The sequence below is a fragment of the Kribbella sp. NPDC050241 genome (assembly GCF_044459685.1).
Lineage (GTDB): Bacteria > Actinomycetota > Actinomycetes > Propionibacteriales > Kribbellaceae > Kribbella.
In genome coordinates this window covers 139,363-165,405 of the sequence record NZ_JBITJE010000014.1, presented here as the reverse complement: position 1 = coordinate 165,405, position 26,043 = coordinate 139,363, and the positions used below count along the sequence as shown (strand labels likewise).

The 26,043-nt window shown below is 68.5% G+C and carries 23 protein-coding genes; 8 read left to right on the top strand and 15 right to left on the bottom strand.

What is annotated here, in order from left to right:
- The first annotated feature begins 129 nt into the window (after positions 1-129).
- Positions 130-909: an ABC transporter ATP-binding protein gene (locus ACIBG5_RS39135; RefSeq protein WP_396396962.1), complete on the top strand. Its 780-nt coding sequence runs from the start codon at positions 130-132 to the stop codon at positions 907-909.
- A 1-nt stretch (position 910) separates the two neighbouring features.
- The gene (locus ACIBG5_RS39130) at positions 911-3,370 is read left to right on the top strand and encodes an ABC transporter permease (RefSeq protein WP_396396960.1); all 2,460 of its coding nucleotides are present in this window, start codon (positions 911-913) and stop codon (positions 3,368-3,370) included.
- On the opposite strand, the gene ACIBG5_RS39125 is transcribed toward ACIBG5_RS39130, so the two are convergent.
- A complete protein-coding gene (locus tag ACIBG5_RS39125) occupies positions 3,371-3,718 on the bottom strand; it encodes a VOC family protein (RefSeq protein ID WP_396396958.1) in 348 nt (115 codons plus the stop codon).
- Between the two features lie 2 nt (positions 3,719-3,720).
- Positions 3,721-4,509, bottom strand: a complete 789-nt coding sequence (locus ACIBG5_RS39120; protein ID WP_396396957.1) for a methyltransferase domain-containing protein — start codon at positions 4,507-4,509, stop codon at positions 3,721-3,723.
- Positions 4,510-4,606: 97 nt separating this feature from the next.
- On the opposite strand from ACIBG5_RS39120, the gene ACIBG5_RS39115 reads away from it, so the two are divergent.
- Positions 4,607-5,104, top strand: a complete 498-nt coding sequence (locus ACIBG5_RS39115) for a MarR family winged helix-turn-helix transcriptional regulator (protein WP_396396956.1) — start codon at positions 4,607-4,609, stop codon at positions 5,102-5,104.
- A 442-nt stretch (positions 5,105-5,546) separates the two neighbouring features.
- On the opposite strand, the gene ACIBG5_RS39110 is transcribed toward ACIBG5_RS39115, so the two are convergent.
- Positions 5,547-7,349, bottom strand: coding sequence for an ABC-F family ATP-binding cassette domain-containing protein (locus tag ACIBG5_RS39110; protein ID WP_396396955.1), 1,803 nt, complete (start codon positions 7,347-7,349; stop codon positions 5,547-5,549).
- A gap of 49 nt (positions 7,350-7,398) precedes the next feature.
- On the opposite strand from ACIBG5_RS39110, the gene ACIBG5_RS39105 reads away from it, so the two are divergent.
- On the top strand, positions 7,399-8,238 hold the full coding sequence (locus tag ACIBG5_RS39105; RefSeq protein ID WP_396396954.1) for a fructosamine kinase family protein: 840 nt from the start codon (positions 7,399-7,401) through the stop codon (positions 8,236-8,238).
- Between the two features lie 2 nt (positions 8,239-8,240).
- On the opposite strand, the gene ACIBG5_RS39100 is transcribed toward ACIBG5_RS39105, so the two are convergent.
- A complete protein-coding gene (locus ACIBG5_RS39100) occupies positions 8,241-10,139 on the bottom strand; it encodes a GTP-binding protein (RefSeq protein WP_396396952.1) in 1,899 nt (632 codons plus the stop codon).
- A gap of 295 nt (positions 10,140-10,434) precedes the next feature.
- On the opposite strand from ACIBG5_RS39100, the gene ACIBG5_RS39095 reads away from it, so the two are divergent.
- The 3 genes from ACIBG5_RS39095 (at position 10,435) to ACIBG5_RS39085 (ending at position 13,644) form a co-directional block, all read left to right on the top strand.
- Entirely contained in the window at positions 10,435-11,760 is a 1,326-nt protein-coding gene (locus ACIBG5_RS39095; RefSeq protein WP_396396950.1) for a hypothetical protein, read from the top strand.
- A gap of 167 nt (positions 11,761-11,927) precedes the next feature.
- Positions 11,928-13,277 (top strand): class I tRNA ligase family protein, encoded by a 1,350-nt coding sequence (locus ACIBG5_RS39090; protein ID WP_396396948.1) that lies wholly within the window; start codon positions 11,928-11,930, stop codon positions 13,275-13,277.
- Between the two features lies 1 nt (position 13,278).
- The gene (locus tag ACIBG5_RS39085; protein ID WP_396396947.1) at positions 13,279-13,644 is read left to right on the top strand and encodes a hypothetical protein; all 366 of its coding nucleotides are present in this window, start codon (positions 13,279-13,281) and stop codon (positions 13,642-13,644) included.
- A gap of 25 nt (positions 13,645-13,669) precedes the next feature.
- Here the strand turns inward: ACIBG5_RS39085 and ACIBG5_RS39080 are convergent, their stop codons facing one another.
- The 11 genes from ACIBG5_RS39080 to rsmI all read right to left on the bottom strand — a co-directional run bounded on the left by ACIBG5_RS39080 (position 13,670) and on the right by rsmI (position 24,205).
- Positions 13,670-13,849 (bottom strand): hypothetical protein, encoded by a 180-nt coding sequence (locus ACIBG5_RS39080; protein ID WP_396396945.1) that lies wholly within the window; start codon positions 13,847-13,849, stop codon positions 13,670-13,672.
- Between the two features lie 8 nt (positions 13,850-13,857).
- Positions 13,858-14,790, bottom strand: coding sequence for a 4-(cytidine 5'-diphospho)-2-C-methyl-D-erythritol kinase (locus tag ACIBG5_RS39075; protein ID WP_396396944.1), 933 nt, complete (start codon positions 14,788-14,790; stop codon positions 13,858-13,860).
- 17 nt (positions 14,791-14,807) lie between these two features.
- Positions 14,808-15,695 (bottom strand): 16S rRNA (adenine(1518)-N(6)/adenine(1519)-N(6))-dimethyltransferase RsmA, encoded by an 888-nt coding sequence (rsmA, locus tag ACIBG5_RS39070; RefSeq protein WP_396396942.1) that lies wholly within the window; start codon positions 15,693-15,695, stop codon positions 14,808-14,810.
- A gap of 12 nt (positions 15,696-15,707) precedes the next feature.
- Entirely contained in the window at positions 15,708-16,832 is a 1,125-nt protein-coding gene (locus tag ACIBG5_RS39065) for a ubiquitin-like domain-containing protein (protein ID WP_396396941.1), read from the bottom strand.
- Positions 16,833-17,052: 220 nt separating this feature from the next.
- Entirely contained in the window at positions 17,053-17,667 is a 615-nt protein-coding gene (locus tag ACIBG5_RS39060; protein ID WP_396396939.1) for a nitroreductase family protein, read from the bottom strand.
- On the bottom strand, positions 17,654-18,577 hold the full coding sequence (locus tag ACIBG5_RS39055) for an ornithine cyclodeaminase family protein (RefSeq protein ID WP_396396938.1): 924 nt from the start codon (positions 18,575-18,577) through the stop codon (positions 17,654-17,656). Before ACIBG5_RS39055 ends, ACIBG5_RS39060 begins: the two co-directional genes overlap by 14 nt.
- Complete coding sequence (locus tag ACIBG5_RS39050) at positions 18,571-19,485, bottom strand: TatD family hydrolase (protein WP_396396936.1); 915 nt, start codon at positions 19,483-19,485, stop codon at positions 18,571-18,573. Before ACIBG5_RS39050 ends, ACIBG5_RS39055 begins: the two co-directional genes overlap by 7 nt.
- 10 nt (positions 19,486-19,495) lie before the next feature.
- Positions 19,496-19,921, bottom strand: a complete 426-nt coding sequence (locus ACIBG5_RS39045) for an SRPBCC domain-containing protein (RefSeq protein WP_396396935.1) — start codon at positions 19,919-19,921, stop codon at positions 19,496-19,498.
- 5 nt (positions 19,922-19,926) lie between these two features.
- Complete coding sequence (metG, locus tag ACIBG5_RS39040) at positions 19,927-21,726, bottom strand: methionine--tRNA ligase (RefSeq protein ID WP_396396933.1); 1,800 nt, start codon at positions 21,724-21,726, stop codon at positions 19,927-19,929.
- A 42-nt stretch (positions 21,727-21,768) separates the two neighbouring features.
- Entirely contained in the window at positions 21,769-23,334 is a 1,566-nt protein-coding gene (metG, locus tag ACIBG5_RS39035) for a methionine--tRNA ligase (RefSeq protein WP_396396931.1), read from the bottom strand.
- A 28-nt stretch (positions 23,335-23,362) separates the two neighbouring features.
- Complete coding sequence (gene rsmI / locus ACIBG5_RS39030) at positions 23,363-24,205, bottom strand: 16S rRNA (cytidine(1402)-2'-O)-methyltransferase (protein ID WP_396396929.1); 843 nt, start codon at positions 24,203-24,205, stop codon at positions 23,363-23,365.
- 154 nt (positions 24,206-24,359) lie between these two features.
- On the opposite strand from rsmI, the gene ACIBG5_RS39025 reads away from it, so the two are divergent.
- A complete protein-coding gene (locus ACIBG5_RS39025) occupies positions 24,360-26,042 on the top strand; it encodes a dolichyl-phosphate-mannose--protein mannosyltransferase (RefSeq protein ID WP_396396928.1) in 1,683 nt (560 codons plus the stop codon).
- Position 26,043: the final 1 nt, after the last annotated feature.

The window sequence follows — 26,043 nt, the reverse complement described above, 5'->3', positions numbered from 1 at the left end:
GACCACCTCCGTTGTACTACCCAGGTCGTACCCGAGTTCCAGACCTGGGTCCGACGCAACTCGACGGACCGTTCACTACGTTCGTGACCAATGACAGGGCGGACCTGTCCGTTGGAATCAAGGAGTGACATGAGTTTGCAGACCGGTGAGCTTGCGGTCGGGCGGTTGCCGCAGGACGGGACGCCGCGGACCGCGATCCGGGCGCACGAGTTGCGCAAGGTGTACGGACAGGGCGACACCGCGGTCGCCGCGCTCGACGGTGTGTCGGTCGACTTCGGCGTCGGCCGGTTCACCGCGATCATGGGTCCCTCCGGCTCGGGCAAGTCGACGCTGATGCACTGCCTGGCCGGGCTCGACACCCCGACCAGCGGCCAGGTCCTGCTCGGCGAGACCGAGCTGACCCAGCTGCCGGACGCCGAGCTGACCAAGATCCGCCGGGACCGGGTCGGCTTCGTGTTCCAGTCGTTCAACCTGCTGCCGATGCTGTCGGCGAAGGACAACATCCTGCTCCCGCTCGAACTGGGCAACCGCAAGCCCGACCAGCAGTGGCTCACCACGCTGATCGACGTACTCGGACTGCAGGACCGGCTCACGCACCGCCCGTCGGAGCTGTCCGGTGGTCAGCAGCAGCGCGTCGCCGTCGCTCGCGCGCTGATCGGACGGCCGGAGGTCGTGTTCGCCGACGAGCCGACCGGTAACCTCGACTCGCGCTCCGGCGCCGAGGTGCTCGGGTTCCTGCGCCGCTCGGTCCGCGAGTTCGGCCAGACCGTGGTGATGGTCACCCACGACCCGCTCGCCGCGTCGTACGCCGACCGCGTCGTGATGCTTGCCGACGGCAAGCTCGCGGGCGAACTGCACAACCCGAAGCCGGAGACCGTGCTGGACGCGCTGCGGCAGCTGGGGGCCTGACGTGCGACGTTCGATTCTCTCCTCGCTGCGCGCCCACCTGGGCCGCCTGGTCGCCGCCTGTCTGGCGATCGTGCTGGGCGTCGGTTTCGGCACCCTGGCGATGACCGCGCACGGGTCGGCGTCGCACGGCGTCGACACGACGATCGGAGCGCAGTACCGCGGCGTCGACGCCCTGGTCTTCCCGGAGAACGCCGAGATCACCGCGGCGGACCTGGCCAAGGTCGAGAAGGTCACGCAGGCCGCGTCGGTCGTCACGCTGACCACCGCCTACCTCGAGGCGTCGTACCCGGGGCTGGTCCGGGACGAGAGCGTCGAGGTCGACGCGCTCTACGACACCACCAGGATCGCCGGCCCGGGTACGTCGTCCGGCCGGTTGCCGACCGCAACGAATGAGATCGCGCTCCCGGTCAGGGTGGCCGAGAAGCACAAGGTCTCGGTCGGACAGAAGCTCCGGCTCAACTCGTGGAACAACAAGTCGTGGGATGTCACCGTGGTCGGCCTGCTGGACGACGCGAACTCGGTCGGCCAGGCGCATGCCGTCGCCACCCCGGCGGCGGTGAAGATCTTCGAACCGGACGGATCCACCCGGGCGGTCGCGATCGCGGCGAGGCCCGGCGTGGATCAGGAGGCACTCGCCGCCGCCGTCCAGAACGTCGTCCCGCAAGATCTGAAGGTCTACACCGGTGAGGAATGGATCGACCACGAGGTGAAGGGCTACACGAACGGCATCGACGTCCTCGGCGGTGTGTTCGGTATGTTCGCGGTGATCGCACTGTTCGTCGCCTGCCTGGTGATCGGCAACACCTTCACGATCGTGATCGCCCAGCGCACCCGCGAGATGGCGCTGCTGCGCTGTGTCGGCGCGTCTCGCCGACAGGTGTTCTCCTCCGTCCTCGCGGAGGCGAGCGTCGTCGGCGTGGTCGCGTCCGCGCTCGGTGTCGTGTTCGGGGTCGCGCTCTCCGCGCTGGCGCTGGCGCTCGCCCGCGAGTTCGACTGGGGCATCCCGCCGGTACCGCTGCACCTGGACGTGTGGTCAGTGCTCCTGCCGCTGCTGCTCGGGACCGTGGCGACCATCGTGGCCGCCGTCGTACCGGCTCGCCGGGCGACCCGGGTCGCGCCGCTGGCAGCGCTTCGCCCCGAGACCGCTCCGGCCGCCGGGTCGAAGGCCGGTGTAGTGCGGCTGGTCCTCGGCTTCCTGTTGCTCGCGGGTGGTGGCCTGCTGCTGGCCGTGGGTGCGGGGAGTAGCCAGGTGATCGTCGGCGTGGTCGGCGGTGTGCTGTCGTTCCTCGGCGTTCTCGCGGTGGGTTCGCTCCTGGTACCGGCGCTGATCAGGGTGATCGGCGCGTTGCCGGCCCGTACCGGCGTACCGTCGCGGATCGCCGTCGCCAACGCGGTCCGGAACCCGAAGCGTACGGCGGCCACCACCTCGGCACTGCTGATCGGTGTGACCCTGATCAGCCTGACCTGTGTCGGGATCGCGTCGGTGCGCAAGACGTTCGACGTGTCGATGGACAGTCAGTACCCGGTCGACCTGATGGTGCGGGCGTACAACGACAAGATGCCGGCCAGCGCCGAGCAGCAACTGCGTGACATCAAGGGCATCACGCAGGTGGTCCCGGTGAGCCAGGTGACACTGAAGGCCGGCGATCAGCAGGTGCCGGTGACCGGGATCGACCAGGCCGGGGCCGGGTCGGTCATCCACGACCCGACGCTGGCCGGTCAGCTGAAGCCGGGTACGGCGCTGCTCGACTACCAGACCATGACCGGGTTGGACATCAAGAGCGGCACTCCGATCACGCTCGTCTCCGGTCAGCACAAGTTGACGGTCACGGCGCAGGGCGCGACCGGACTGGACCCGATGACGATCACTGCCGCCGACCTCGCGAAGCTCGTCCCGAACGCCGCGGTGAACGGGTTCTGGGTGGCGTCCGACCCGAAGGCGGACGGGTCGCAGGTGATCGACTCGGTGGAGCAGTCGATCCCGACGGTCAAGGATCTGTCCGTCAGCGGCGGCCTGGCCGAACGGACCAGCTACACGGAGATCTTCGACGTCCTGCTGCTCGTCGGCATCGGTCTGCTCGGGGTCTCGGTCCTGATCGCCCTGGTCGGCGTGGGCAACACGCTCAGCCTGTCGGTGCTGGAACGGACCCGGGAGAACGCGCTGCTCCGGGCCATGGGTCTGACCCGGCGCCAGCTCCGAGGGATGCTCGCGGTCGAGTCGTTGCTGATGGCACTGGTCGCGGCCGCGCTCGGCATCGTCCTCGGCCTGATCTACGGCTGGACCGGGACCAGCGCCCTGATGGGCGGCCAGACCGTCGACGGCGGCGTGGAGTACGCCGTACCCGTCACGCTGCTGGTCGCGATCGCCGCGGTCGCTGCGGTCGCCGGCCTGCTCGCGTCGGTCCTACCGGCCCGGCGGGCCGCCAAGGTCGCTCCGGCCGGCGCCTTGGCAACCGAGTAGTCAGACGATCTCGACCCGATTCCCGTGGCCGTCGGCGGTGTGGAACCGCCGGCGTCCCGGGATCGTCTCGTTGTCCCAGGTCACCGGATATCCGAGCTCGGTGAGCTTGGCAGCCAGCGCATCCAGGTTGTCCACGGCCAGCGCAGGGTGCGCCTTCTTCGCCGGCCGGAAGTCCTGCTCCACGCCGACGTGCACCTCCGCGGCATCTTCCTTGAACCAGCAGCCGCCCCGAGCCTTCAGCAACTCCGGCTTCTCCACCTCGGTCATCCCGAGCGCGTCCCGGTAGAAGGCCCGCGCGACGTCCTCCCCGCCTGGCGGACAGGACACCTGCACGTGATCAAGCCGCATCCTCAGCTCTCCTTCTTCTGAGCCACGGCAAAGATCCGCCGGAACGGCAGCAGAGTCCCGTACTCACGCTGCGGGTACGCCTCCGCCAACCGAGCGCCGTACTCCGCCTCGAACCGTACCCGCAGGTCGTCCGGCAGCGACTGCAGCACCGGCCGCGCGCCGGTCCCCTTCACCCATTCGAGTACGGCGTTGTCACCTTGCAGAACGTGGAAGTACGTCGTCTCCCACGCGTCGACGACACAGCCTTCAGCACTCAGCACGTCGATGTACTCCGCCGGACCGGGGACGTCAGGCCGCAGCGACGTGTCCTTCGCGTACTCCGCGTACGGCTCGATGGCGGCGAGCTCGCGCAGGATCGCGTGCGACGGAGCGTTGCCATTGCCGGGGATCTGGATCGCCAGCCACCCACCCGGCCGCAGCGCCTTCACGAAGCCGGGCAGCAGGTCCACCTGCTCCGGGACCCACTGCAGCGTCGCGTTGGTCACGATCACATCGATCGAACCTGCCGGCGCAGACCATTCGCGTACGTCGCCGAGCTCGAACGTCAGCCGGTCGTCGGCGTACTCCTGTGCCGCCTCGAGCATCTGCGGCGAGTTGTCGACGCCGACGATGGTTGCCTCCGGCCACACCTCCCGCAGCGTGACGGTCAGGCCGCCGGGGCCACAGCCGAGATCGACGACCATGCGGACGTCCTCGGCCCGGACCCGGCCGACCAGATCCGCGTACGGCCGGCCGCGTTCGTCGGCGTATGTGCCGTACTGCACTGGGTTCCACACCGGTGACGTGCGCATGGCGAGCACCTCTCTGACGCATTTATCTTGATGTCGAGATACTCTAGTCCTCCCACTTGTCTTGATGTCAAGACTCTTGATGACGTAATCTCGAAGCATGGATGACGAGGTCGACCGGCTGATCGAGGCCTGGCGCAGGGAACGCCCCGACCTCGACGTCGCGCCGATGGAGGTGCTGTCGCGGGTCAGCCGGCTGGCCCGGCACCTGGACCGCGCCCGCAGCCAGGCCTTCGAGACCCACGGTCTGGAGTCGTGGGAGTTCGACGTACTCGCCGCCCTTCGTCGCGCCGGAGCGCCGTACCAGCTGTCGCCGGGCCGGCTGCTCAAGGAAACCCTGGTCACCTCCGGCACCATGACGAACCGGGTCGACCGGCTCGCAGCCCGCAGACTCGTCGAGCGACTCCCGGACCCGGGCGACCGGCGTGGCGTGCTCGTCCAGCTCACCACCACCGGCCGCGACGCAGTGGACGCCGCGATGGCCGATCTGCTCGCGCACGAACGCTCGCTGCTCGGCACGATCAGCGAGCGCGACCAGGCCAAGATCGCCCGGGTACTGCGCGAACTCGTCCGGCCGTTCGACCTGGAAAAGCACTGACCGGGTGCCGTTTGTATACATTCACAGGTGACTTTTTCCGGCCGCGGAGAAAGCCCCGGAATTGTGCCGGAATAATCCGAAAAGACGACCCGTCACTTCACCGGGGTTCCGATCGTTGCTAGTTGCAACGAGATCGAGAGGCTGCTGTAGCGGACGGCTATCGACACTGAGTGAGCACGCGCACTATGGTCCTCACTGTCGGTGTCCGACCGACCACGAAACGTCAAGAATACGGTGGCTTCGGCGGCAAGAGGTGGTCCGCCGAAAGTGGCCGCGCGGTGTCCGGGGCTCGGGGCCCGAACAACGCCGGCCGGCACGGGGCCCGCTCACCCGGTAGGCGCGGCGCGCCCTCCGAAGAACAGGGGATCGGAGGACGCGCCGCGACTCGGTGGGATTTGATCACGCCGCGATTTCGCGGTGGAAAATCACCCGGGATTCGCGCTCATTCGGCGCGTTCGGCCGCCTCGAACCACGCGGTTTCCAGTTCGCCGCGTTCCTCGGCCAGCTTTCGCAGCTCCGTGTCCAGCTCGGCCAGCCGCTCGTAGTCGCTCGCGTGCGTGGCGATCTGGTCGTGCAGCTTGGTCTCCGCCTCGGTGAGCTTCGCGAGCTGGCGTTCGATCCGGTTGAGTTCCTTCTTCGCCGCCCGGGCCACTGCCGCGTCAACGACCGGCTCGTCCGCCGGCGTCGATTCGTCGGACACCACGGGCTCGGAGGTCGAGGACGTGTACGCCGTACGGCGAGGGCCCCGGTCGGCGAGCTCCTCGATGTACTGGTCGACGCCGCGAGGCAGGTGCCTGACCCGGGCGTCGCCCATGATCGCGTAGACCATGTCGCTGACGCGCTCGAGGAAGTACCGGTCGTGGGTGACGGTGACGACGACACCCGGCCAGCTGTCGAGGAAGTCCTCGAGCACGGTGAGGGTCTCGACATCGAGGTCGTTGGTCGGCTCGTCGAGGATCAGTACGTTCGGTTCGTCGAGCAGGATGCGCAGCAGCTGCATGCGACGCCGTTCACCACCGGACAGGTCCGAGATCCGGGTCGTCAGCTTGTCGCCGGTGAACCCGAACCGCTCCAGCAGTTGTGACGACGTGAGCTCGCCGCCCCGCCCCGCGAGGGCCGCCGTACGCCGGATCGCCGTGATGTGGTCGAGGACGGTCGCCGCACCGTCGACCTCGTCGAGGTTCTGCGACAGGTTGGCGGTCCGGACTGTCTTGCCCTGCTTGACCCGGCCGTGGTCCGGGGCGAGCTGACCGGTCAGCAGCCGCAGGAACGTTGTCTTGCCGGCGCCGTTCGGTCCGAGCAGCCCGATCCGGTCGGCCGGCCCGAGGCGAAACGTGACGTGGTCGAACATCAGCCGGTCGCCGAAGCTGAGGCTCACGTCCTCGGCGTCGAACACGTCCTTGCCGAGGCGCGCGGTCGCCAACTGGGACAGCGCCAGCTTGTCGCGCGGCGGCGGCTCGTTCTCGATCAGGGCGTTCGCGGCGTCGATCCGGAACTTCGGCTTGCTGGTCCGGGCCGGAGCACCACGCCGCAGCCAGGCGAGTTCCTTCTTCAGCAGGTTCTGCCGCTTCGTCTCGGAGACCTGGGCGCTCCGGGCGCGTTCCGCCTTCGCGAGCACGTAGGCCGCGTACCCACCGTCGTACGACGTGATACGGCCGCCCTGCACCTCCCACGTGTCGGTGCACACCGCGTCGAGGAACCAGCGGTCGTGGGTGACGACGATCAGCGCACCGGCCCGGTCGACCACGTGATCGGCCAGCCAGTTGACCGCCTCGATGTCGAGGTGGTTGGTCGGCTCGTCCAGGATCAGCAGGTCGACCTCGGTCAGCAGCAGCCTCGCCAGCGATGCGCGGCGGCGTTCACCACCACTCAGGGTGCCGACGAGCGCGCCGTGGTCCACTCCGCCGAGCAAGTGTTCCATCACCGACCGCGTCCGCGGATCGGCGGCCCAGGTGTAGGTCTCGACATCACCGAGCACCGCGTGCAGCACGGTCTGCTCCGGGTCGAGGTCGTCGCTCTGACCGAGGTACCCGAGCCGGAGGTCGCGATTGTGAGTGATCCGGCCGCTGTCGGGCTCCTCCCGCCGGGCCAGGAGCCGGAGCAGCGTCGATTTACCGTCGCCGTTGCGCCCGACCACGCCGACGCGCTCGCCCCGGCCTACGCCAAGACTTACCGAGTCGAGCAGTGTCCGGGTCCCGAAGCCCTTCGAAACAGCTTCCAGATTGACCAAGTTAGGTGCCGCCATAACGCGCCCCAGGGTAGCCGACCGGTGCGCACGTGCCAGGATCGTCCACGTGCTGAATCCCGCCTGGCTCGACGGCCTCTCCCTCGGCGACGCCGTGAGCGCCTCACCGGTGGACGGTGGGTACGCGAGCAAGACCTATCGCGTGAGTACGACGCTGGGCCGGTCGGTGATCGTGAAGACACACGACGTACCGGTTGATCTGTACGCGCTCGAGGCGGATGGGCTCGAGGCGCTGGGCGTGCCGGGGGCGTTCGTCGTACCGGAGGTGCTGCGGGTCACACCGACGTTCATCGTTCTGTCCGACCTTGGGGCGTCGTCGCTGCCGGCGGACTCTGACGACTTCTGGCGTGATGCCGGCCGTCGGTTGGCTGTGCAGCACCAGCAGACCGCGGACAAGTTCGGCTATCACCAGGACAACTACCTAGGCGTTCTCCCGCAACGCAATCCCTGGAACGACGACGGTCACGCCTTCTTCGCCGAGCACCGCCTGCTCCGCTACCTAGAAGTCCCCAACTGCTACAACGCCCTCTCCCCCGACGACCGCCGCCGCCTGGAACGCCTCGCCAACCGCCTGCCCGACCTGATCCCGCCCCAGCCCGCGTCCCTCCTCCACGGCGACCTCTGGCACGGCAACCTCCTACCGGCTCGCGCCCTGATCGACCCCGCCGTCTACTACGGCTGGCCCGAAGCCGAACTCTCCATGCTCCACGGCTGCGGCAACATCCCCACCCCCTTCTACGACGCCTACCAAGAACTCCACCCCCTGAACCCCGGCTGGCTGGACCGCCTCCCCCTCCTCCACCTCCGAGAACACCTCTGCGTCCTGGCCCACTTCGGCCCAGCCCCCGAAACCCTCACCAAACTCCACACCACCCTCAAACCCTTCTGAACCTATTGGCGGTTGAGGTGGACCAGGTATTCGTTGTGGTTCAAGGGGTTTCCGTCGGTTCGAGGGCGGGTTGGGGCTGGGGTGGGGACGGGGTGGTGGGTGTGGAAGGTGGTGGTGAGGAGGGCTTCGCCGTGGGTGAGGGTGGGGAGGTGGGACTCGAAAGGGTGCGTTGTGGCGGCGGGGATGGTGCCTTCGAGGTGGGCGTGGTCGGGGTGCAGGGTGGTGTGCTCGACCAGGCCGCGGGATTCGGCGAGGTGGCCCAGCACGCGGGAGATCGAGTCGGGCGGGATGTCGAGCTCGAAGTGGTTGATGGGCTCCAGCACCGTCGTCCCGGCATCGTGGATGGCCTGCATCAGGACCGGCGGGACCAGGCGACGGAAGTCGGCGGCGGTCGTGCCCACGCTGCTGTATTCGGTGTAGGTGAGGTCGATCCGGCAGCTCGGAATCTCCCAGCCCGACAAACCCTGCTGCAGGGTCTGCCGGACCGTCTCCTCGATCGCCGTGTGGAACGCCCGCGGGAGCGCCCCCAGCTCGACCTCGAGCCGGTAATCGATGCCCTCGGCAAGCGGTGAGACGCGGAAGCCGACCCCCGCCACCCAAGGGTTGCCGGCAGCACCCATCTCCCGGTACGACGTTCCCACGCCGTCCACCCGTTCGACATAGATCGGACTGGTCTCGCTGAAGGTGACCGCCAACCCGTACTCACTTTCCAGCAACGAGGCGATCACCTCCTTCTGCACCTCGCCGTACAGGCTGACCGTGAGGTCGTCCGCCTTGCGGACGCGGATCAGCGGGTCCTGCTCGGCGAGCTGGGTGAGCGCCTGGAAGAGCCTCATCCGATCCCCGGCAGAGACGACGGTTTCGAGCGTCGGTGGCGCGAACAGTTGCCCGACCCCGGACGACCGTACGCCGAGCTGATCGCCGATCCGGATCTCCTTCAACCCGCGCAACGCCACGATCTGCCCAGCCTCTGCTCGCTCGACGGACCGCCGCGACCCGCGCTCGAAGACGTCCACGGCCGTCGGGCGAGCCTGGTACGACGGGCCGTCCGCAGGGTGCACGTCGACGTACGCCCGGGACGAGAGTGAACCGGCGAACACCCGAGCCGACGCGATCTTCTGCCCGGCCGCACCCCGCTCGACCTTGAACACCCGTGCCCGCAGGTCGTCCGACGGGCCAGCCGTTGCCCGCGGCAACCACGACCGAATGCCTTCGATCAACTCCGGCACCCCGTCGCCCGTCATCGCCGACCCGAAGTACACCGGATGAACCTGCGCAGCCCCGACCTGCCGCCGCAACTCGGCCGCATAGTCGTCCACCGACAACGAGTCGTCCAGATACCTGGCCAAGAACTCGTCATTGCGCTCGGCAAGCAGTTCCCCAAGCCCCCTGTTCTGCAGGGAGAACGGCGAGAACCGCGCCGCCCGCGTGCCGAGATCCCGCACCGATCCCATCGGTACGGCGGAGGTCGTCAGCAACCGCGCGATGTCTGCGAGCAACTCGTCGTACCGGGCACCGACCCGGTCGATCTTGTTCACGAACAGGCAGGTCGGGATGCGCAGCCGGGCCAGCGTCCGCATCAGCAGGCGGGTCTGGACCTGCACACCCTCGACCGCCGAGATCACCAGCACGGCGCCGTCCAGCACGGACAGCGCCCGCTCGACCTCGGCGATGAAGTCGGAGTGGCCGGGGGTGTCGATCAGGTTGACACTCAGGTCACCCAACTCGAACGACACCACCGCCGAGCGGATGGTGATGCCACGCTTCCGCTCGAGGTCCATCGAGTCGGTCTGGGTGTCGCCCGCATCGACCCGGCCGACCCGGTCGATCACACCGGCGGCGTACAGCAGCCGCTCGGTCAGGCTCGTCTTACCGGCGTCGACATGCGCCACAATGCCCATCGTCAGAGAGTTCAAGGGTCCTCGCGAATACGTCGAAGTGATCAGTCCTGTCGAGGTAGATCACTGCGCGGCGCATCCCGGTCTCCTGTCACTGGTCCTGGTCATTCGGACCTTCGATGGCAAACGCTTGGATGGTAACCCCGGGCCCGGTACGTCGCGAGCGATTTTCCCGTCAGCCCTTTCAGGAGGCGATCGGCGCCGACTAACCTGCCGCCCACGCAGCCGCCCAGGTCCCGTTACATACTTCGCGGAACGGGACTTCCAGGGCGGCCGCTGGGGAGGACAAGGAGTTCTCATGTCTCTGACGGACGACTATCTCGCCGCCGCCATCACCCGGGGTCCCACGCCGAGCGCGATCCGCGCGGCGGTCGACCCGAAGCTCGACGCCACCACGTTCCTCGGCCGGTCCCTCAGCCGCCCGGCCTTCCTGGACGCGGCCGAGTACGGCCGGCTGACAACCGACCTGGATCTGCTGCACTCTGCCCTGACCCGGCTGCCGGAGCGAGTGTTCAACGGCGACCTGGGGGCGTTCGCTCGCGCGGTCGGCCTGACCGAGGCGCAGACCGAGGCCGTCGTTCGCGGTCGCGGGCCGGCTCCGAGCCGGATGGGTCGCGCGGATCTGTACAAGGACGAGCAGGGCTTCCATCTGCTCGAGATCAACATGGGCAGCACCGTCGGCGGGGTGGACAACCCGGTGCTGAACCGGGCGTTGCTGGAGCTGCCGTTCGTCGCCGAGTTCACCGACGAGCATCGACTCACCTTCACCGAGACGATGGAGGAGGTCGTCCGGACGATCCTGACCGAGGCGAAGGTGCCGACCGGCGTACGGCCGGTGATGGCGATCGCCGACTTCCCGGACAGCTATCCCGACCTCGAACGGCAGTTGCACAAGAGCGCCGCGATGCTGGCGCCGATGGGGATCGACGCGCTCCCCTGCCCGGTGGACGCGCTGACGTACACCGACGACCGGGTGTGGCTCGGCGATCAGGCGATCGACGTGGTGTTCCGGTTGTTCATGATCGAGGACCTGCTGAAGCCGGGTGCGGTCGAGATGCTCGAGCCCGTCCTGCAGGCGGCCGAACGGGGGCACGTCGCGATCTTCACCCCGCTCGACGCCGAGCTGTACGGCAGCAAGGGATCGCTCGCGCTGCTGTCCGACGAGGCGTACCGCGATCGCTACCCGGCCGACGAGCTCGCGGCCCTCGACCGCATCCTCCCGTGGACACGGATGGTCCGCACTGGTCAGGTCACCGTCGACGGACGGCAGGCGGATCTCCGGGAGTACGCGATCGCCAACCAGCAGGAGCTCGTCCTCAAGCCGACCGCGCTGCACGGCGGGGACGGCGTACTGCTCGGCTGGCAGACCGACGCGGCGACCTGGGCCGACCGGCTCGACAGCGCGATGGGCAACCCGTGGGTACTGCAACGCCGGATCCATCCGGTGCCGGAGACCTTCCCGACCGATGACGGGGACGAGCAGTGGTTGCTGACGTGGGGAGCGTTCCTGGTCGCCGGCGGCCTGGGCGGATTCCTGATCCGCGGATCGCGTGATCTCGACGGTGGCGTGGTCGGCATGTCCACCGGCGCGACCGGCGGCTGCTGCTTCTTCCAGGCACCGTAGTCAAACGTTCGCTTCGCCCGGCGGTCTGAAAACCCTTTGTTTTCAAGGGTTTTCAGGCTGGCGGGTGACGGCTCCGGGGAGTAATCTCGCGGACTGCGACCGACCCTGTGAGGAGAGTGATCGGGGATCGGCCGCGCACATTGCCGCCCCGAGGTAGGAGCCGCCGCATGATCACCTCCACCGGTGTGACCGTTGTCGTCGTGCCGCCGGCGACGGCCAACGGGCCGCTGCACGTCGGGCACCTGTCCGGGCCGTACCTGGCCGCGGACATCGCGGCCCGGGCGGCGCGGGCACGCGGCGAGCGGGTGGTGACGACCGCCGGCTTCGACGTCCACCAGAACTGGGTGCTGACCCGCGCCGAGAAGGAAGGCGTCGACGTCGAGAAACTGGCCGCCGCCTACCGGGACGAGATCGTCGAAGCACTGGATGCCGCCAGAATCCAGTACGACGTGTTCCTCGACCCGCAAAGTACGGCGTACCAGCACGGCGTCACCACCCTCGCCGCCGACCTGACCGAGGCCGGCCGGTTCCCCATGCGCAGGCTGACATTGCTGGCCTGCGAGGACTGCGGACGCACGCTGCACCAGTCGTACGTCGTCGGCACCTGCGCCTGGTGTGGATCGGAGGCGGCGGGTGGCGGCTGCGAGGGCTGCGGCGGCTACACCTCGGCGGAGAACCTCGTGGACCCGGTCTGCAACCGGTGCGGTGGCGCGCCGAAACCGTTCCAGGCGAACGTCCCTGTGCTGTCGATGGAGGACTACCGCCAGGAACTGATCGAGATCTGGTTGCGCGCCGAACTCCCGGACCGCGCTCGCCGGATCGTCACGCACTACCTCGAGCACCGGCTGCCCGACATACCCATCGCGTATCCGACCAACTGGGGACTCAGAGGCACCGGCCCGCACGAGGGTCTGCGGCTGGAGGTGTACGCCGAGGTCGGGTTGTCCACCGTGTACGGCGTCGCGCAGTCGTTGCAACCCGGGGCCTTGGGACTGGAGGCGACCTCGCGGGCGTGGTCCGAGGTCGGCGCGCTGTGGCACTTCAACGGGATCGACAACGGGTTCTACTTCGCCCTGTTCTGGCCCGCGGTCTATCTGGCCTGCGGGGTGCCGCCGGAGGCGATCGGCGGGGCGCAGGTAAACGAGTTCTACACGCTCGACGGCTCGAAGTTCTCGACCAGCCGGAACCACGCGATCTGGGCGAACGACTTCCTGCACGACGAGGACGTCGACATCGTGCGGCTGTATCTCGCGTGGGACCGGCCCGACCGCTACGCCAGTGACTTCACGGTGTCGTCGTACCGGGAGTTCGAGGCGTACGTGCGACCGCTGCTCGACGGTGCGGTCAAGACGTCGGCGGTGCCCGCCGTACTGGCTGAGGAGGACGTGAAGCGGGGTGCGGCGGCGTTGAGGCCGCGCGGGTTCGATCCGGCGCTCGCGGTCCGGTCGGCGCTGACCGGGCTGGCTGCGAGCGCACCCGGAGTCGATCAACTGCTGTCGATCCTGATCGGGCGGTGACATGGACGTCCCGAACTACGACGGCCGGATCTTCCGCCCGCTCGGCAACCCGCCGGACGCGCCGACCGGCCGCTACCACCAGAACGGCCAGCTGATCTGGGCCGAGTTCGGCGGCGGCCGCCTGTACTTCGGCCGCCTCGTCGGAACGTGTGACGACGACGGCGTCATCACCGCCACCTACTGCCAACTCGCCACCGACGGCACCGTCACCGCCGGCCAGGTCACCAGCACCCCTGCCTACACCCCCGCCGGCACCCTCACCCTCACCGAGCACTACCACCGCCTCGACGGCGCCACCGGCACCTCAGTAATAGAAGAGGTAGACCCTTCCCTGGCCCCACCCCCACCCGATTCCCTGACCGGCTGAGCACTACACCGAGGAGCCGGGGGTGTCACGTCAGGCGATCGAAGTCTTCGGCGATCGCTTGATTGGTCTCCGCGGAGTCCCACTCATCCGCGCGCACGATCCGTCGAGGACGAGCTGGAGCGCGCGCTGCAGAAGCATCTCCGGCGAGCGACCCGCGACCGGCAGGCTGCAGCCGCCCGGAAGTCTCTTCCTGCTGTTCGTCCATGATTCTGCCTAGCGGTTGGCGGGGGCGGGGAGGATTCGGGCTCCGGGGACGGGGGCTTCGGCTTGGCGGACCATGCGGCAGAGGCCGGACTCGGCGAGTTCTACTGCGAGATCGACGGCGCTGCGGCTGTCGGCGGCGAGGAACAGGCAGGTGGGACCGGAGCCGGACACCTGGGCCGCGAGGGCGCCCTGGTCGAGGCCGAACTGGAGGGTGTCGCCCAGCTCGGGGCGCAGCGAGAGAGTGGCTGCCTGGAGGTCATTGCCGAGGGCAACTGCGAGTGCGTCGGGCCGGCCGGAGAGCAGTGCGGTGAGGAGCTCGGGGCGTACCTCGGGCGACTCGACCCGGCGAAGCGGACGCAGCCGGTCCAGCTCGCCGTACACGGCCGGCGTCGACAGTCCACCCTCGGCAATCGCGAAGACCCAGTGGAACGTACCGCGCGACATCACCTCGGTGACCTGCTCGCCGCGGCCGTGGCCGAGCGCGGTGTGGCCGACCAGGCAGAACGGTACGTCGCTGCCGAGCTCGGCCGCGAGATTCTGCAACTCGGTCTGTGACAACTGCAGGCCCCACAGCCGATTGCACGCCACCAGAGTCGCTGCCGCGTCAGTGGATCCGCCGGCCATCCCACCGGCGACCGGGATGGTCTTCCGAATCGTCAGCGCGACGCCTTCCTCGACGTCGTACTCCGCCTGCAGCAACCGTGCCGCGCGGACGGCGAGGTTCGTCTCGTCGGTCGGCACGTCGGCCGCGAAGTCACCGACCGCCTCGACCGAAACCGCCGCGTCGTCGTCCCGCACCACCGCGGTCACATCGTCGTACAGGGCAACGGCCTGGTAGACCGTGGCGACGGGGTGATACCCGTCCGGGCGCGGCGGACCGACCGACAGACCGAGATTGATCTTGGCCGGCGACCGCACCGTGACCTCAGCAGAAGGTGACACGCGGACAGGCTAGTGCCTTATGCAGGTGACGCGTCGTGTCCTGCGCCTGCCAGTGCCGCGAAGTCCGTGATTCCCAGCATCTCGCCCCGCAGGCCCGGATCGATGCCTGTGACGCGGAACACCTGGTCGAGGCGATCGCGGTCCGGCATCCAGCGCGCGAGCGCCGAGCGGACGGTCTTGCGCCGCTGCGAGAACGCCGCCTCGATCACGGCGAACACCTCCTGCCGGCTCGCACTGGTGACCGGCGGCTCCCGCCGCTCGAAGGCGACCAGCCCGGAGTCGACGTTGGGCGCCGGCCAGAACACGTTCCGCCCGACCGGGCCGGCCCGGCGGACCTCGGCGTACCAGGCGGCCTTCGCGGACGGTACGCCGTACGTCCGCGAACCGGGCGGGGCGGCGAGCCGGTCGGCGACCTCGGACTGGACCATCACGAGCCCGTGCCGCAGCGACGGCGAGACCTCGAGCAGATGCAGCAGCACCGGTACGGCGACGTTGTACGGCAGGTTGGCGACACACGCCGTCGGCGACCCGATCTGCTCGGGGCCGACCGTCATCGCATCGGCCTCGATCACCGTGAAGTCACCGGCCCGGTCCGGGGCGTACGTCGCGATCGTCGACGGCAACGCGGACGCGAGCACCGGATCGATCTCGACCGCAGTGACCGGGTGCCCCTCGGCCAAGAGCGCCAGCGTCAGCGACCCGAGCCCTGGCCCGACCTCGAGCACCGTCTCTGCGGCCGTCAGCGCGGCGGCCTTGACGATCCGGCGGACCGTGTTCGGGTCGATGACGAAGTTCTGGCCGCGCTGCTTGGTCGGGCGGACGCCCAGCGCGGCGGCCAGCGAACGCACTTCCGCCGGACCGAGAAGTCTCGGTCCGGCGGAAGTGGATGAATCAGACGAGGTCACCCCGTCAGTGTGTCAGGCTCGCTGGCCACACACCGGCCAGGCGCCGTACCCACCGCGGTCGGCCTTCACCTTCTCCGCGATCGCGATCTGCTGCGCCTTGGACGCACCGTTCGCGTTGTAGGCGTAGGCAGTGCCGCCGTAGGCCGCCCACGTGCCGTGGTCGAACTGCAGGCCGCCGTAGTACCCGTTGCCGGAGTTGATCGACCAGTTGCCACCGGACTCGCACTCGGCGATCCGGTCCCAGGCACCGGTGTTGCTACTCGCCGGCGGCTCGGTGTCGGTGGTCGGCGGCTCCACGGGCTTCGCCTTGGTGCCGACGACGACCTTCTCGTCGACCGGCGCGGTGACCACCTTGGTCGTGAGCACCTTGCTGGTCGTCAGCTTGCCGTCCAGGTAGGTGTACACATAGGTGACCGCCTTCGAGCCGTTGGTCCCCTTCGTGGTGGTCTTCTTGGTGCCCTCGAGCATCGTGGCCGACTTGGTCTCGTCGGTCCCGTGCGCGATCGCGAGGGTCTTGGTGACCCTCTTGACGTCGACCTTCACGTACCCGACCCGGTTCACACCTGGCTTGAGGGCGGTGGTCGCCGCCGGGCTGATCCGGTCGTCGGAGTCCCAGGCGATCTTGGCGCCGGTGAGAGCCTCACCGACGGTCGATGCCATGGACTTCACGGTCGCGACCTTGCCCTGCCGGACGATCTGCACCGTCTTCGGGGTCTTGACCACCAGCTCCAGGCCCTGGCGCCCGATCGGCGCGCTCCGGCTGGTGGAGAACACCGCAGCGCTGTCGTACCGCAGACCCAGGTCGGCCAGCGCCTCGTTCACGCTGTCCTCCGTGGTCCAGAAGGCCTTCTTGGTGCCGTCGGCGTTGACGATCAGCTGGCGGCCGTACTGCACCGCGATCTCCTGGCCGTCCTTCAACTTCGAGTCCGGTGACGGGGCGACGACGTCATGCTCGCCGATCTGAACTTTCTCGGCCTTCAGGGCGTCTGCCACGGTGGAGCCGAAGGTGTGCACCTTCTGCACCTGGCCGTCGACGGAGAGGCTCACGGTCTTGCTCTTCGCGGCATACGCCACGGAACCGCCCGCAACGGCGAACGCAGCCGTCGCACCGACGACCGCGATGATGGACTTACGCACTAACGCTCCCAGGTAGGGCCACCCGGGCACGGGGTCGGACAGCGCTGGCGTAAGGCCGCAAGCTCCGGGTAATTCAGGGCCCGGGGACCACGGTCATCGCCGAGGGGCGCGCTGCCCGGAACCTTCCCCGATCCCGGCCAATATCACGAGACAGTAACGAAGATGTCCCGGAAGCGCCAATCCTCTCGTCGGCGAGTCGCAAAATAGGGTAATGGGCCAGTTACGCCAGGTGATGGCCCCACTGCCCTCGATGCACCACTTCAGCCGTGTTCCGGCGGCCTCGTTTCAGCGACGGGGAGCGCTTGTCCGGGGCCCGGTGGCCGACCGCCAGCAGCCCGATCAGGTCGAACCCGGCAGGCACCCCGAACTCGTCGTACAGCGTGCCCACCTTGTCCGCTGGAGGCCCGAAAAAGCACGCTCCCAGGCCTTCGTCGACGACCGTCTGCAGCATCAGCAGCACGGCCATCCCGGTGTCGACGTACCAGTACGGCGCCGTCCAGTGGGACTCGTCGCGGTCGGTCCAGCCCTTGTCCGGTTCGGCGTACCGATCGAGGTACGCGTCCTTGTGCGCGAAGGCGAGGATCAGCAGCGGCGCCCGACGCAATCCTGTGAGCCATCCCACATACTTCTCGTCGGGGTCGGCGGCCGCGATTCCCCAGTACCGCTCCCGATCGTCACCCTCCAGGGTCAGGAACGCCCACCCCTGGCTGAAACCGCCGGACGGGGCGTGCAGACCGTTCTCCAGGATCCGTTCCCGGACCTCTGCCGGCACTGGCCGGTCGGGGTCGAAGTTCCGCACCATCCGGCGCCGCCGCACTACCTCACTGAACTCCATGGGCACTGTCTACCAGCCGCGCCAGCAGGTAGGCCTCGGTGCCCGCGAGCCCGACCGAGCAGAAGACCACCGTCTGCTCGGCACTCGTCCTCCCCGGAGCGTCCCCGGCGAGCACCGCACCAAGACTGGTCAGCCGATCGTGCTGCGGGCTCCCGACCAGGATGAACGGCGGGTCGTACGCCGACGTCTGCGCGATCGAGTCGGTCACCGCGACATCCGCCCGGGCAACCAGGTCGGGACCGAACTCGGCCCGCCCAACCTGCTTGGGTCCGAGGGTCGTCACATACGCTCCCGGCGCGATCCAGCCCGCCTCGATCACGGGCACCGGACTGTTCGTCGCGAGTACGACGATGTCCCGGCCCTCGACCGCGTCTCGCGCCGACTCCACCGCGTCCGCGGGCAGTCCCAACTCCGTGGAAACCCTTGCTGCAAAGGCGTTCCGGCGTACCAGGTCACGACTGAAGATCGCGACCGACGACAGCGGACGGACCGTGGCGATCGCCCAGAGCTGGGTCCACGCCTGGGTGCCGGTCCCGATCAAACCGAGGGTCGTCGCGTCCGGGTTCGCCAGTGCGCCGACCGCGACACCACCGATCGCACCGACCCGTCGCGGCCCCAGTTCGTTGCCCACAGCAATCCCTCGGACGGCGCCGGTGTTCCAGTCGTGCACCACGACCACCTGGCTGCCGGGATCGGTGTCGAACGAGTCGTACGACCGGTAGCCGAACCACTCCCCCGTCAGCGCTCCCGTGGTGAACACGAGCCGGCCGTCGCCCAGGACAGTGCTGACCCGCGGCGGAGTGTGCAGTCGCCCCGCGTGGGCGGCCAGGATCGCCTCGCGCATCCAACCGACCGCGGCGGCGGGCTGGAGCCGGGCCGTGATGTCGGCGTCGGTGAGGACGTCTACCACGAGCCGCCGAAGGCCCGGTCGGCGTTGTCGCTCAGCGCACCGCACAGTTCGGCGACCGAGATGTTGAGTACGCCGGCCATCTTCCGAGCCGTGTGCGGGATCAGGTACGACGCGTTCGGCTGGCCGCGATGTGGAGACGGGGTCAGGTACGGCGCGTCGGTCTCGACCAGGACGCGATCGAGCGGAGTCACCGCCAGCGCGTCGCGCAGCGACTGGGCGTTCTTGAACGTCACCACGCCGGCGAAGCTCAGGAACGCGCCCCGGTCGACGCACTTGCGGGCGAACTCGGTGTCGCCGGAGAAGCAGTGCATCACCAGCCGGTCCGGCACGCCCTCGCGGTCCAGGATCTTCAGGATGTCGTCGTGGGCGTCGCGGTCGTGGATCATCAGCGTTTTGCCCAGCCGCTTCGCCAGCTCGATGTGCGCGGCGAACGACTCGTGCTGTGCGGCCCGCCCGTCCTCGCCGGTGCGGAAGTAGTCCAGCCCGGTCTCGCCGATCACGCGAACCTTGTCCGAGGTCTGCGCCAACCGCTCGATCTCGGCCAGCGCGCTGTCCAACTCCCCTGCAGCCTTGAGTTTCGGCGCTTCGTTGGGGTGCAGAGCGACGCCCGCGATCAGGTTCGGGTACTGCTCCGCGGCCTCGACCGCCCAGACCGCGCCCGGCAGGTCACAGCCGACCTGGACGATCCGGGTGACGCCGACGGACGACGCCATCCGGATCGCCTCGGCCGGGCTCAGCCAGGCGCCGTCCTCGCCGTCGGCGATGTCGAGATGGCAGTGCGCGTCGACCACGCTCATCGGCAGCGGGTCGGGCAGCGCCGGACGGCGCCGGTCGCGCGACCGGCCGTCCTCCCCGATCGCCGCGCGTTCCCGGGTCGGCCGGTCGACCTCCACACCATCAGCAGACATGCTGCCCAGGTTACTGACCTTCTGCAGCCTCTTTGACCTTGGCCACGAGCATCTCCCACATGCCCTGGGAGTGCTCGGCCTCCTCCTCGCTCGCGTTGTTGTCCTGCGTGAGCTTGAGGTGGGTCGCGTCGTCGCCGGTCAGCTCGTAGGTGAGCGTGTGGTAGTTCTCGGGTACGTCGGGCTGTCCGGTCAACGGGCTGAAATGCGTCAGCCTCAGCAAGCGGCCGGACTCGACCTCGAGGACCTCGCCCTTGTCCTGATAGGGCTTGCCCTCCCACTCACCGCTCCAGGTGATCGGACTGCCGACCTGCCAGTCCGTCTCCACCTCGGCACCGAACCACAGCTGCTTCAGTTGCTTCGGATCGGTCAGCACCTCCCAGACCTGCGCAGGAGTCGCCGCGATGTCGGTCTCGGCAGTCGCCAGGTAGCCGGTCATTGTCATCAGCTCCTTTCTGCTTCGACCGTACGACCGTCGTCGCCTTCGCGCTTGTACAAACGCGTCAGTTCCGCGTCGACCACTTCCGGCCCCAGCTTCGTGAACACCGGCGTCGGCGGCCGCACAGGAGTTCCCGGTACGACGGGCTCCGATTCCCAGCGTGGTTGCGTGGTGTAGTCGCCGGTGATGATCGGGTACGACGGCCCGCCGTCGAGATCGTCGGCCTCACGAACCTCCGGCTGCGGCTGGAACGCCCCGGTCCCGCCCAGCGTCTCGTGCACCTTCTGCGCCGAGTGCGGCAGGAACGGCGCGAGCAGCCGATTGCTGTCGGCCACCACCTGCGCGGCGACATGCAGGATCGTCGCCTTCCGCTCCTGATCGGACTCCTTCCAGGGCGCCTGCTGGGAGAGGTACTGGTTGGCGTCCGCGGCGTTCTTCATCGCTGCCCCGATGCCGAGCCGGAGCCGGTGGTGCCCGAGGTGATCGCCGACCGTCCCGAACGCTTCCTTGCTGCTGGCAAGCAGTTCGCGATCGGCCGGGGTCAGCTCCCCGGCCGCCGGGATCGCGCCGAAGTTCTTCGCGATCATCGACGCGGTCCGGTTCACCAGGTTGCCCCAGGTACCGACCAGTTCGTCGTTGTTCCGGCGGACGAACTCCGACCAGGTGAAGTCGGAGTCGTGCGTCTCCGGCCCGGCGACGGCGATGAAGTACCGCAGCGCGTCCGGCCCGTACCGCTCCAGGACGTCGCGGACGTAGATCACCACCGACCGTGAGGACGAGAACTTCCGCCCTTCCTGGGTCAGGTACTCGCTGCTCACGACCTCGGTCGGCAGGTTCAGGACGCCGTACGGCCCGGGCGAGGCGTTGTAGCCGAGCAGTTCGGCCGGCCAGATCTGCGCGTGGAAGGTGATGTTGTCCTTGCCCATGAAGTAGTACGACAGCGCCTCCGGATCGGACCACCACTTCCGCCAGGCCTCCGGATCACCGGACCGCCGGGCCCACTCGATGCTCGCCGAGAGGTACCCGATCACCGCGTCGAACCACACGTACAGGCGCTTGTTCGGGTTGTCCTCCCAGCCCGGCAGCGGCACCGGGATGCCCCAGTCGATGTCCCGCGTCATCGGCCGCGGGCGTACGTCGTCGAGAAGGTTCAGCGCGAACTTGAGGACGTTCGGCCGCCAGCCGGTCCTGGTGCGGAGCCACGCCCCGAGCGCATCGGCCAGGGCCGGGAGATCCAGGTAGATGTGCTCGGTCTCCACGAAGACCGGCGTCTCACCGTTGATCCGGCTGTGTGGGTTCCGCAGGTCGATCGCGTCCAACTGGTTGCCGCAGTTGTCACACTGGTCGCCGCGCGCACCGTCGTACCCGCAGATCGGGCAGGTGCCTTCGATGTAGCGGTCCGGCAGGGTGCGACCGGTCGACGGCGAGATGGCGCCCAGCCCGGTCCGTGGGACGAGATATCCGTTGCGGTGAACGGTTCTGAACATCTCCTGCGCCACGGCGTAGTGGTTGCGCGTGGTCGTCCGGGTGAACAGGTCGTACGACAGCCCGAGCGCCTGCAGGTCCTCGACGATGACCCGGTTGTACCGATCGGCGAGCTCCCGCGGGGTGACGCCTTCCCGCTCCGCCTGGACGAGGATCGGCGTACCGTGCTCGTCGGTCCCGGACACCATCAGTACGTCGTTCCCAGCCATCCGTTGGTACCGGCTGAACACATCGGACGGAACGCCGAAGCCGGAGACATGGCCGATGTGCCTGGGACCGTTCACGTACGGCCAGGCCACGGCGGACAGGATGCTGGTCATGCGCCCGACTGTAGAGGCCGGGCGCAGCACCAGGCGACCGAGTTAGACCTCTTCGAGCCGCGGGAAAAGCGGGTCGCCCTTGGTCAGGGTGGCGCCGGCGGGGAGCTGGCCCCAGGTGGCGGTGTCCTGGACACGCTGGTCCTTGAGGGCGCCGAGCTTCTCCTCTGCGCCGAGCAGGGTCCACAGCTTCGCGGCCGACTTCGGCATCGTCGGGTTGTGCAGTACGGCGACCGCCCGCAGCGCTTCGGCGGCGGAGTACAGGATCGTCGCCAGGCGATCCCGCTGGGTCTCGTCCTTCGCGACCTTCCACGGCTCCTGCTCGGTCACGTAGCCGTTGACCGCGCCGACCAGCTCGTTGATCGCGGCCAGCGCGTCCTGGAACGCGAGCGTGTCCATCGCCTTGTCCGCGGTCGCGACGGTCTGCGCGAGTTTGTCGGCCAGCGCCTGCTCGGCCGGCCCGTGGTCCGTCGGCTCCGGCAGCGCACCGTCGAAATACTTCCCGACCATCGCCGCGATCCGGCTGGCCAGGTTGCCCAGGCCGTTGGCGAGCTCCGAGGTGTAGACCGCGCTCAGGTGCTCCCAGGAGAACGACCCGTCCGACCCGAACTGGATCGTGCGCAGGAAGTAGTAGCGGAACGCGTCCGACCCGAAGTGGTCGGTGATCTCGTGCGGCGCGATCGCGGTCAGCTTGGACTTGCTCATCTTCTCGCCGCCGACCAGCAGCCACCCGTGCGCGAACACCTGCTTCGGTACGGCGACCTCCGCGGCCATCAGCATGGCCGGCCAGATCACCGCGTGGAACCGGAGGATGTCCTTCCCGACCAGATGCACGTCGACCGGCCACAACCGCTCGAACCGCTCCGGGTCGGTGCCGTAGCCGGCCGCCGTCACGTAGTTCAGCAGCGCGTCGATCCAGACGTACAGGACGTGGTCCTCGTCCCACGGCACCGGGATGCCCCAGTCGAAGGTCGACCGGGTGATCGAGAGATCCTGCAGGCCCTGCTTGACGAACGCGATCACCTCGTTGCGGGCGCTGGCGGGAGCGACGAAGTCCGGCTGGGATTCGTACAGCTCCAGCAGCTTGTCGGCGTACGCCGAGAGCCGGAAGAAGTAGTTGGTCTCGGAGACCTTCTCCAGCTCGGTGCCGTGGATCATGCACCGCTGGGTGCCGTCGGAGTCCGTGCGGATGTCGGTCGGCAGCTTGAACTCCTCGCAGCCGACGCAGTACAGGCCCTCGTACTCGCCCTTGTAGACGTCGCCCTTGTCGTAGAGCTTCTGCCAGAACTCCCGGACCCGCTCGGTGTGGCGCTGCTCGGTGGTCCGGATGAAGTCGTCGTACGCGATGTCGACGTCGACCCAGGCCGGCTTCCAGGACTCCTCGACCAGCTTGTCCGTCCAGGCCTGCGGGGACATGCCCTGCGCCTCGGCGCTGCGCATCACCTTCTCGCCGTGCTCGTCGGTACCGGTCAGGTACCACTTCTGCTCGCCACGCTGGGCGTGCCAACGGGTCAGGACGTCCCCGGCCACCGTCGTGTAGGCGCTGCCGATGTGCGGCGGTGCCGTGACGTAGTAGATCGGGGTGGTGACGTAATAGGCCTTCTCGGACATAGGAAAAGGGTAGTGCCGAACGCCAGGGCTATTTACCGGGGTCTCGGGCGGCCAGGACGGCGTCGTACACGGTCCGTTTCGGGACGTTGAAGCGCTTGGCGACGTCCGAGATGGCCTGCTTGCGCGGTGTCCCCGCCTCCTCGTCGGTCGCGACCTCGGCGGCCAGCTCGGCAGGGGTGAGGACCTTGTTCGGATCCGCGCCGGACACGACAACCGTGATCTCGCCCCGGACACCGTCCTTGGACCAGGTCACGAGCTCGTCGAGCGGGCCGCGCTTGACCTCTTCATACGTCTTGGTGAGCTCCCGGCAGACCGCCGTACGACGATCCGCGCCGAAGGCCTCCGCCATCGCCTCGAGGGACGCGGTCAGCCGGTGCGGCGCCTCGAAGAACACCATCGTCCGCGGCTCGTCCGCCAGGTCGGCCAGCCGCCGGGCCCGCTCCCCGGGTTTCCGCGGCAGGAACCCCTCGAAGGCGAACCGGTCCACCGGGAGACCGGACAGCGCCAGGGCGGTCAGCACCGCCGACGGCCCCGGTACGGCGGTCACCTCGACGTCTGCGTCGATCGCGGCGGCGACCAGCCGGTATCCGGGATCCGAGACGCTCGGCATGCCCGCGTCCGTCACCACCACGACGGTCTGCCCCGAGGTCAGCGCCTCCAGCAGCTCCGGCGTCCGCTCCCGCTCGTTCCCCTCGAAGTAACTGACCACCCGGCCCGCGATCACGATCCCGAGCTCCGAGGTCAGCCGCCGCAACCGCCGCGTGTCCTCCGCCGCCACCACATCGGCCTCGCCCAGCACTCGCCCCAGCCTCGGCGAGGCGTCCAGCACGTCCCCGATAGGAGTCCCCGCCAACACCAATCGCCCGGTCATGCCGCTGAGTCTAGGGCGCGTGCATCTCGACAGGAGGTGTCGGTTTCGGGACGTCCGATCCCCGCCTGAGCATCGCTCAGGCCTGGCCTTTCCACCCGAGACGTCCTGTCGATCTGCACAGTCCTTGAGGCGGAGTGACCGGGGCGTCCGTACCATGGCGGGCGTGACTGCTGTGATCGAGGACGGAACCGCGCGCCGTGCGGACGCTGCCGCCGGGCGGGAGACGCTGGGGCGGGACGTCCTCGGGAGACGGTTGCCACCGCTCAAGGAACGGCTGTACCCGCCGATGCCGCGCGACTTCGAGGGCGGCTGGATCGCGACCCTGGCGATCACCGCGCTGGCCGCGTTCATCCGGTTCTGGCACCTCGGCGACCCGGCCAAGTTCGTCTTCGACGAGACGTACTACGCCAAGGACGCCTTCAGCCTGCTGAAGTTCGGGTACGCCCGGCAGTTCATCGACCAGCCGGAGGGCGCCGCGGACAAGGCGATCCTGGCCGGCAACCTGGACGTCTTCAAGGACACCCCGAGCCTGACCGTGCACCCCGAGGTCGGCAAGTGGATGATCGCGGCCGGTGAACAGCTGTTCGGGATGAACACGTTCGGCTGGCGCTTCATGCCGGCTCTTTTCGGCGCGCTGACCGTGCTGCTGCTGATCCGGACCGTACGGCGGATGACCCGGTCGACCCTGATCGGCAGCATCGCGGGCATCCTGCTCGCGGTCGACGGCCTGCACTTCGTGATGTCCCGGGTCGCGCTGCTCGACATCTTCCTGGCGTTCTGGCTGGTGGCCGCGGTCTCCTGCCTGGTCGCCGACCGGGACTGGACCCGGCGCCGGCACGCGAAGTCCCTTGACGCCCCGGTCGCCGACGGCGAGCGCCGTGGCCTCGGCCGCTGGCTGCTGTTCCGGCCCTGGCGGATCCTGGCCGGTGTCTGCTTCGGCCTCGCGCTCGGCACCAAGTGGTCGGCGGTGTGGGTGCTGGCCGGCTTCGGCATCCTCGTCTTCGCCTGGGACTACGGTGCCCGGCGCGCGCTCGGCGTACGGCTGGCATTCCTCAAGTCGGTGCTGGTCGACGGCATCCCGGCGTTCATCAGCATCGTGCTGGTCGCGGGCGTCACGTATCTGGCGACCTGGACCGGCTGGCTGCTGCACGACAACGCCTACGACCACGACTACGCGTCCAAGAATCCGGCGACCGGGGTGATGAAGATTGTCCCGGACGACTTCCGATCGCTGCTGCACTACCACGAGGAAGTCCTCGCGTTCCACACCGGCGACTACATCAAGAACGCCACCCACCCGTACGCCTCGAACCCGGCCGGCTGGCCGATCATCGCCCGCCCGATCGGGTTCGACGCGGTCAACGACATCAAGCCGGGGACACCGGGCTGCAACCCGCCGGCCGGCCAGAACTGCCTGTCGGTGATCTCTGCCTTGGGTACGCCGATCCTGTGGTGGGGCGGAGCACTCGCGTTGATCGCGGCCCTGGTGCTGTGGATAGGCTCGCGGGACTGGAGATTCGGGATACCGATCGTCGGCTACGTCACCTGCTGGGTGCCGTGGTTCGCGTTCGACGACAGACCGATCTTCTTCTTCTACGCGGTCACGATGATCCCGTTCACCGTGATGGCGCTGGCCTTGGTGCTCGGCAAGATCCTCGGCCCGGCCAGATCGGCGTTCGGCAACGCGACACCCCGTCGCCTGATCGGTAGCGCGGTCGTCGGTGCCTTCGTCGTCCTGGTCGTGCTGAACTTCGCCTACATCTGGCCGATCCTCACCGACAAGGTCCTCCCCCACGCCGACTGGCTCAGCCGAATGTGGTTCAAATCCTGGATCTGAG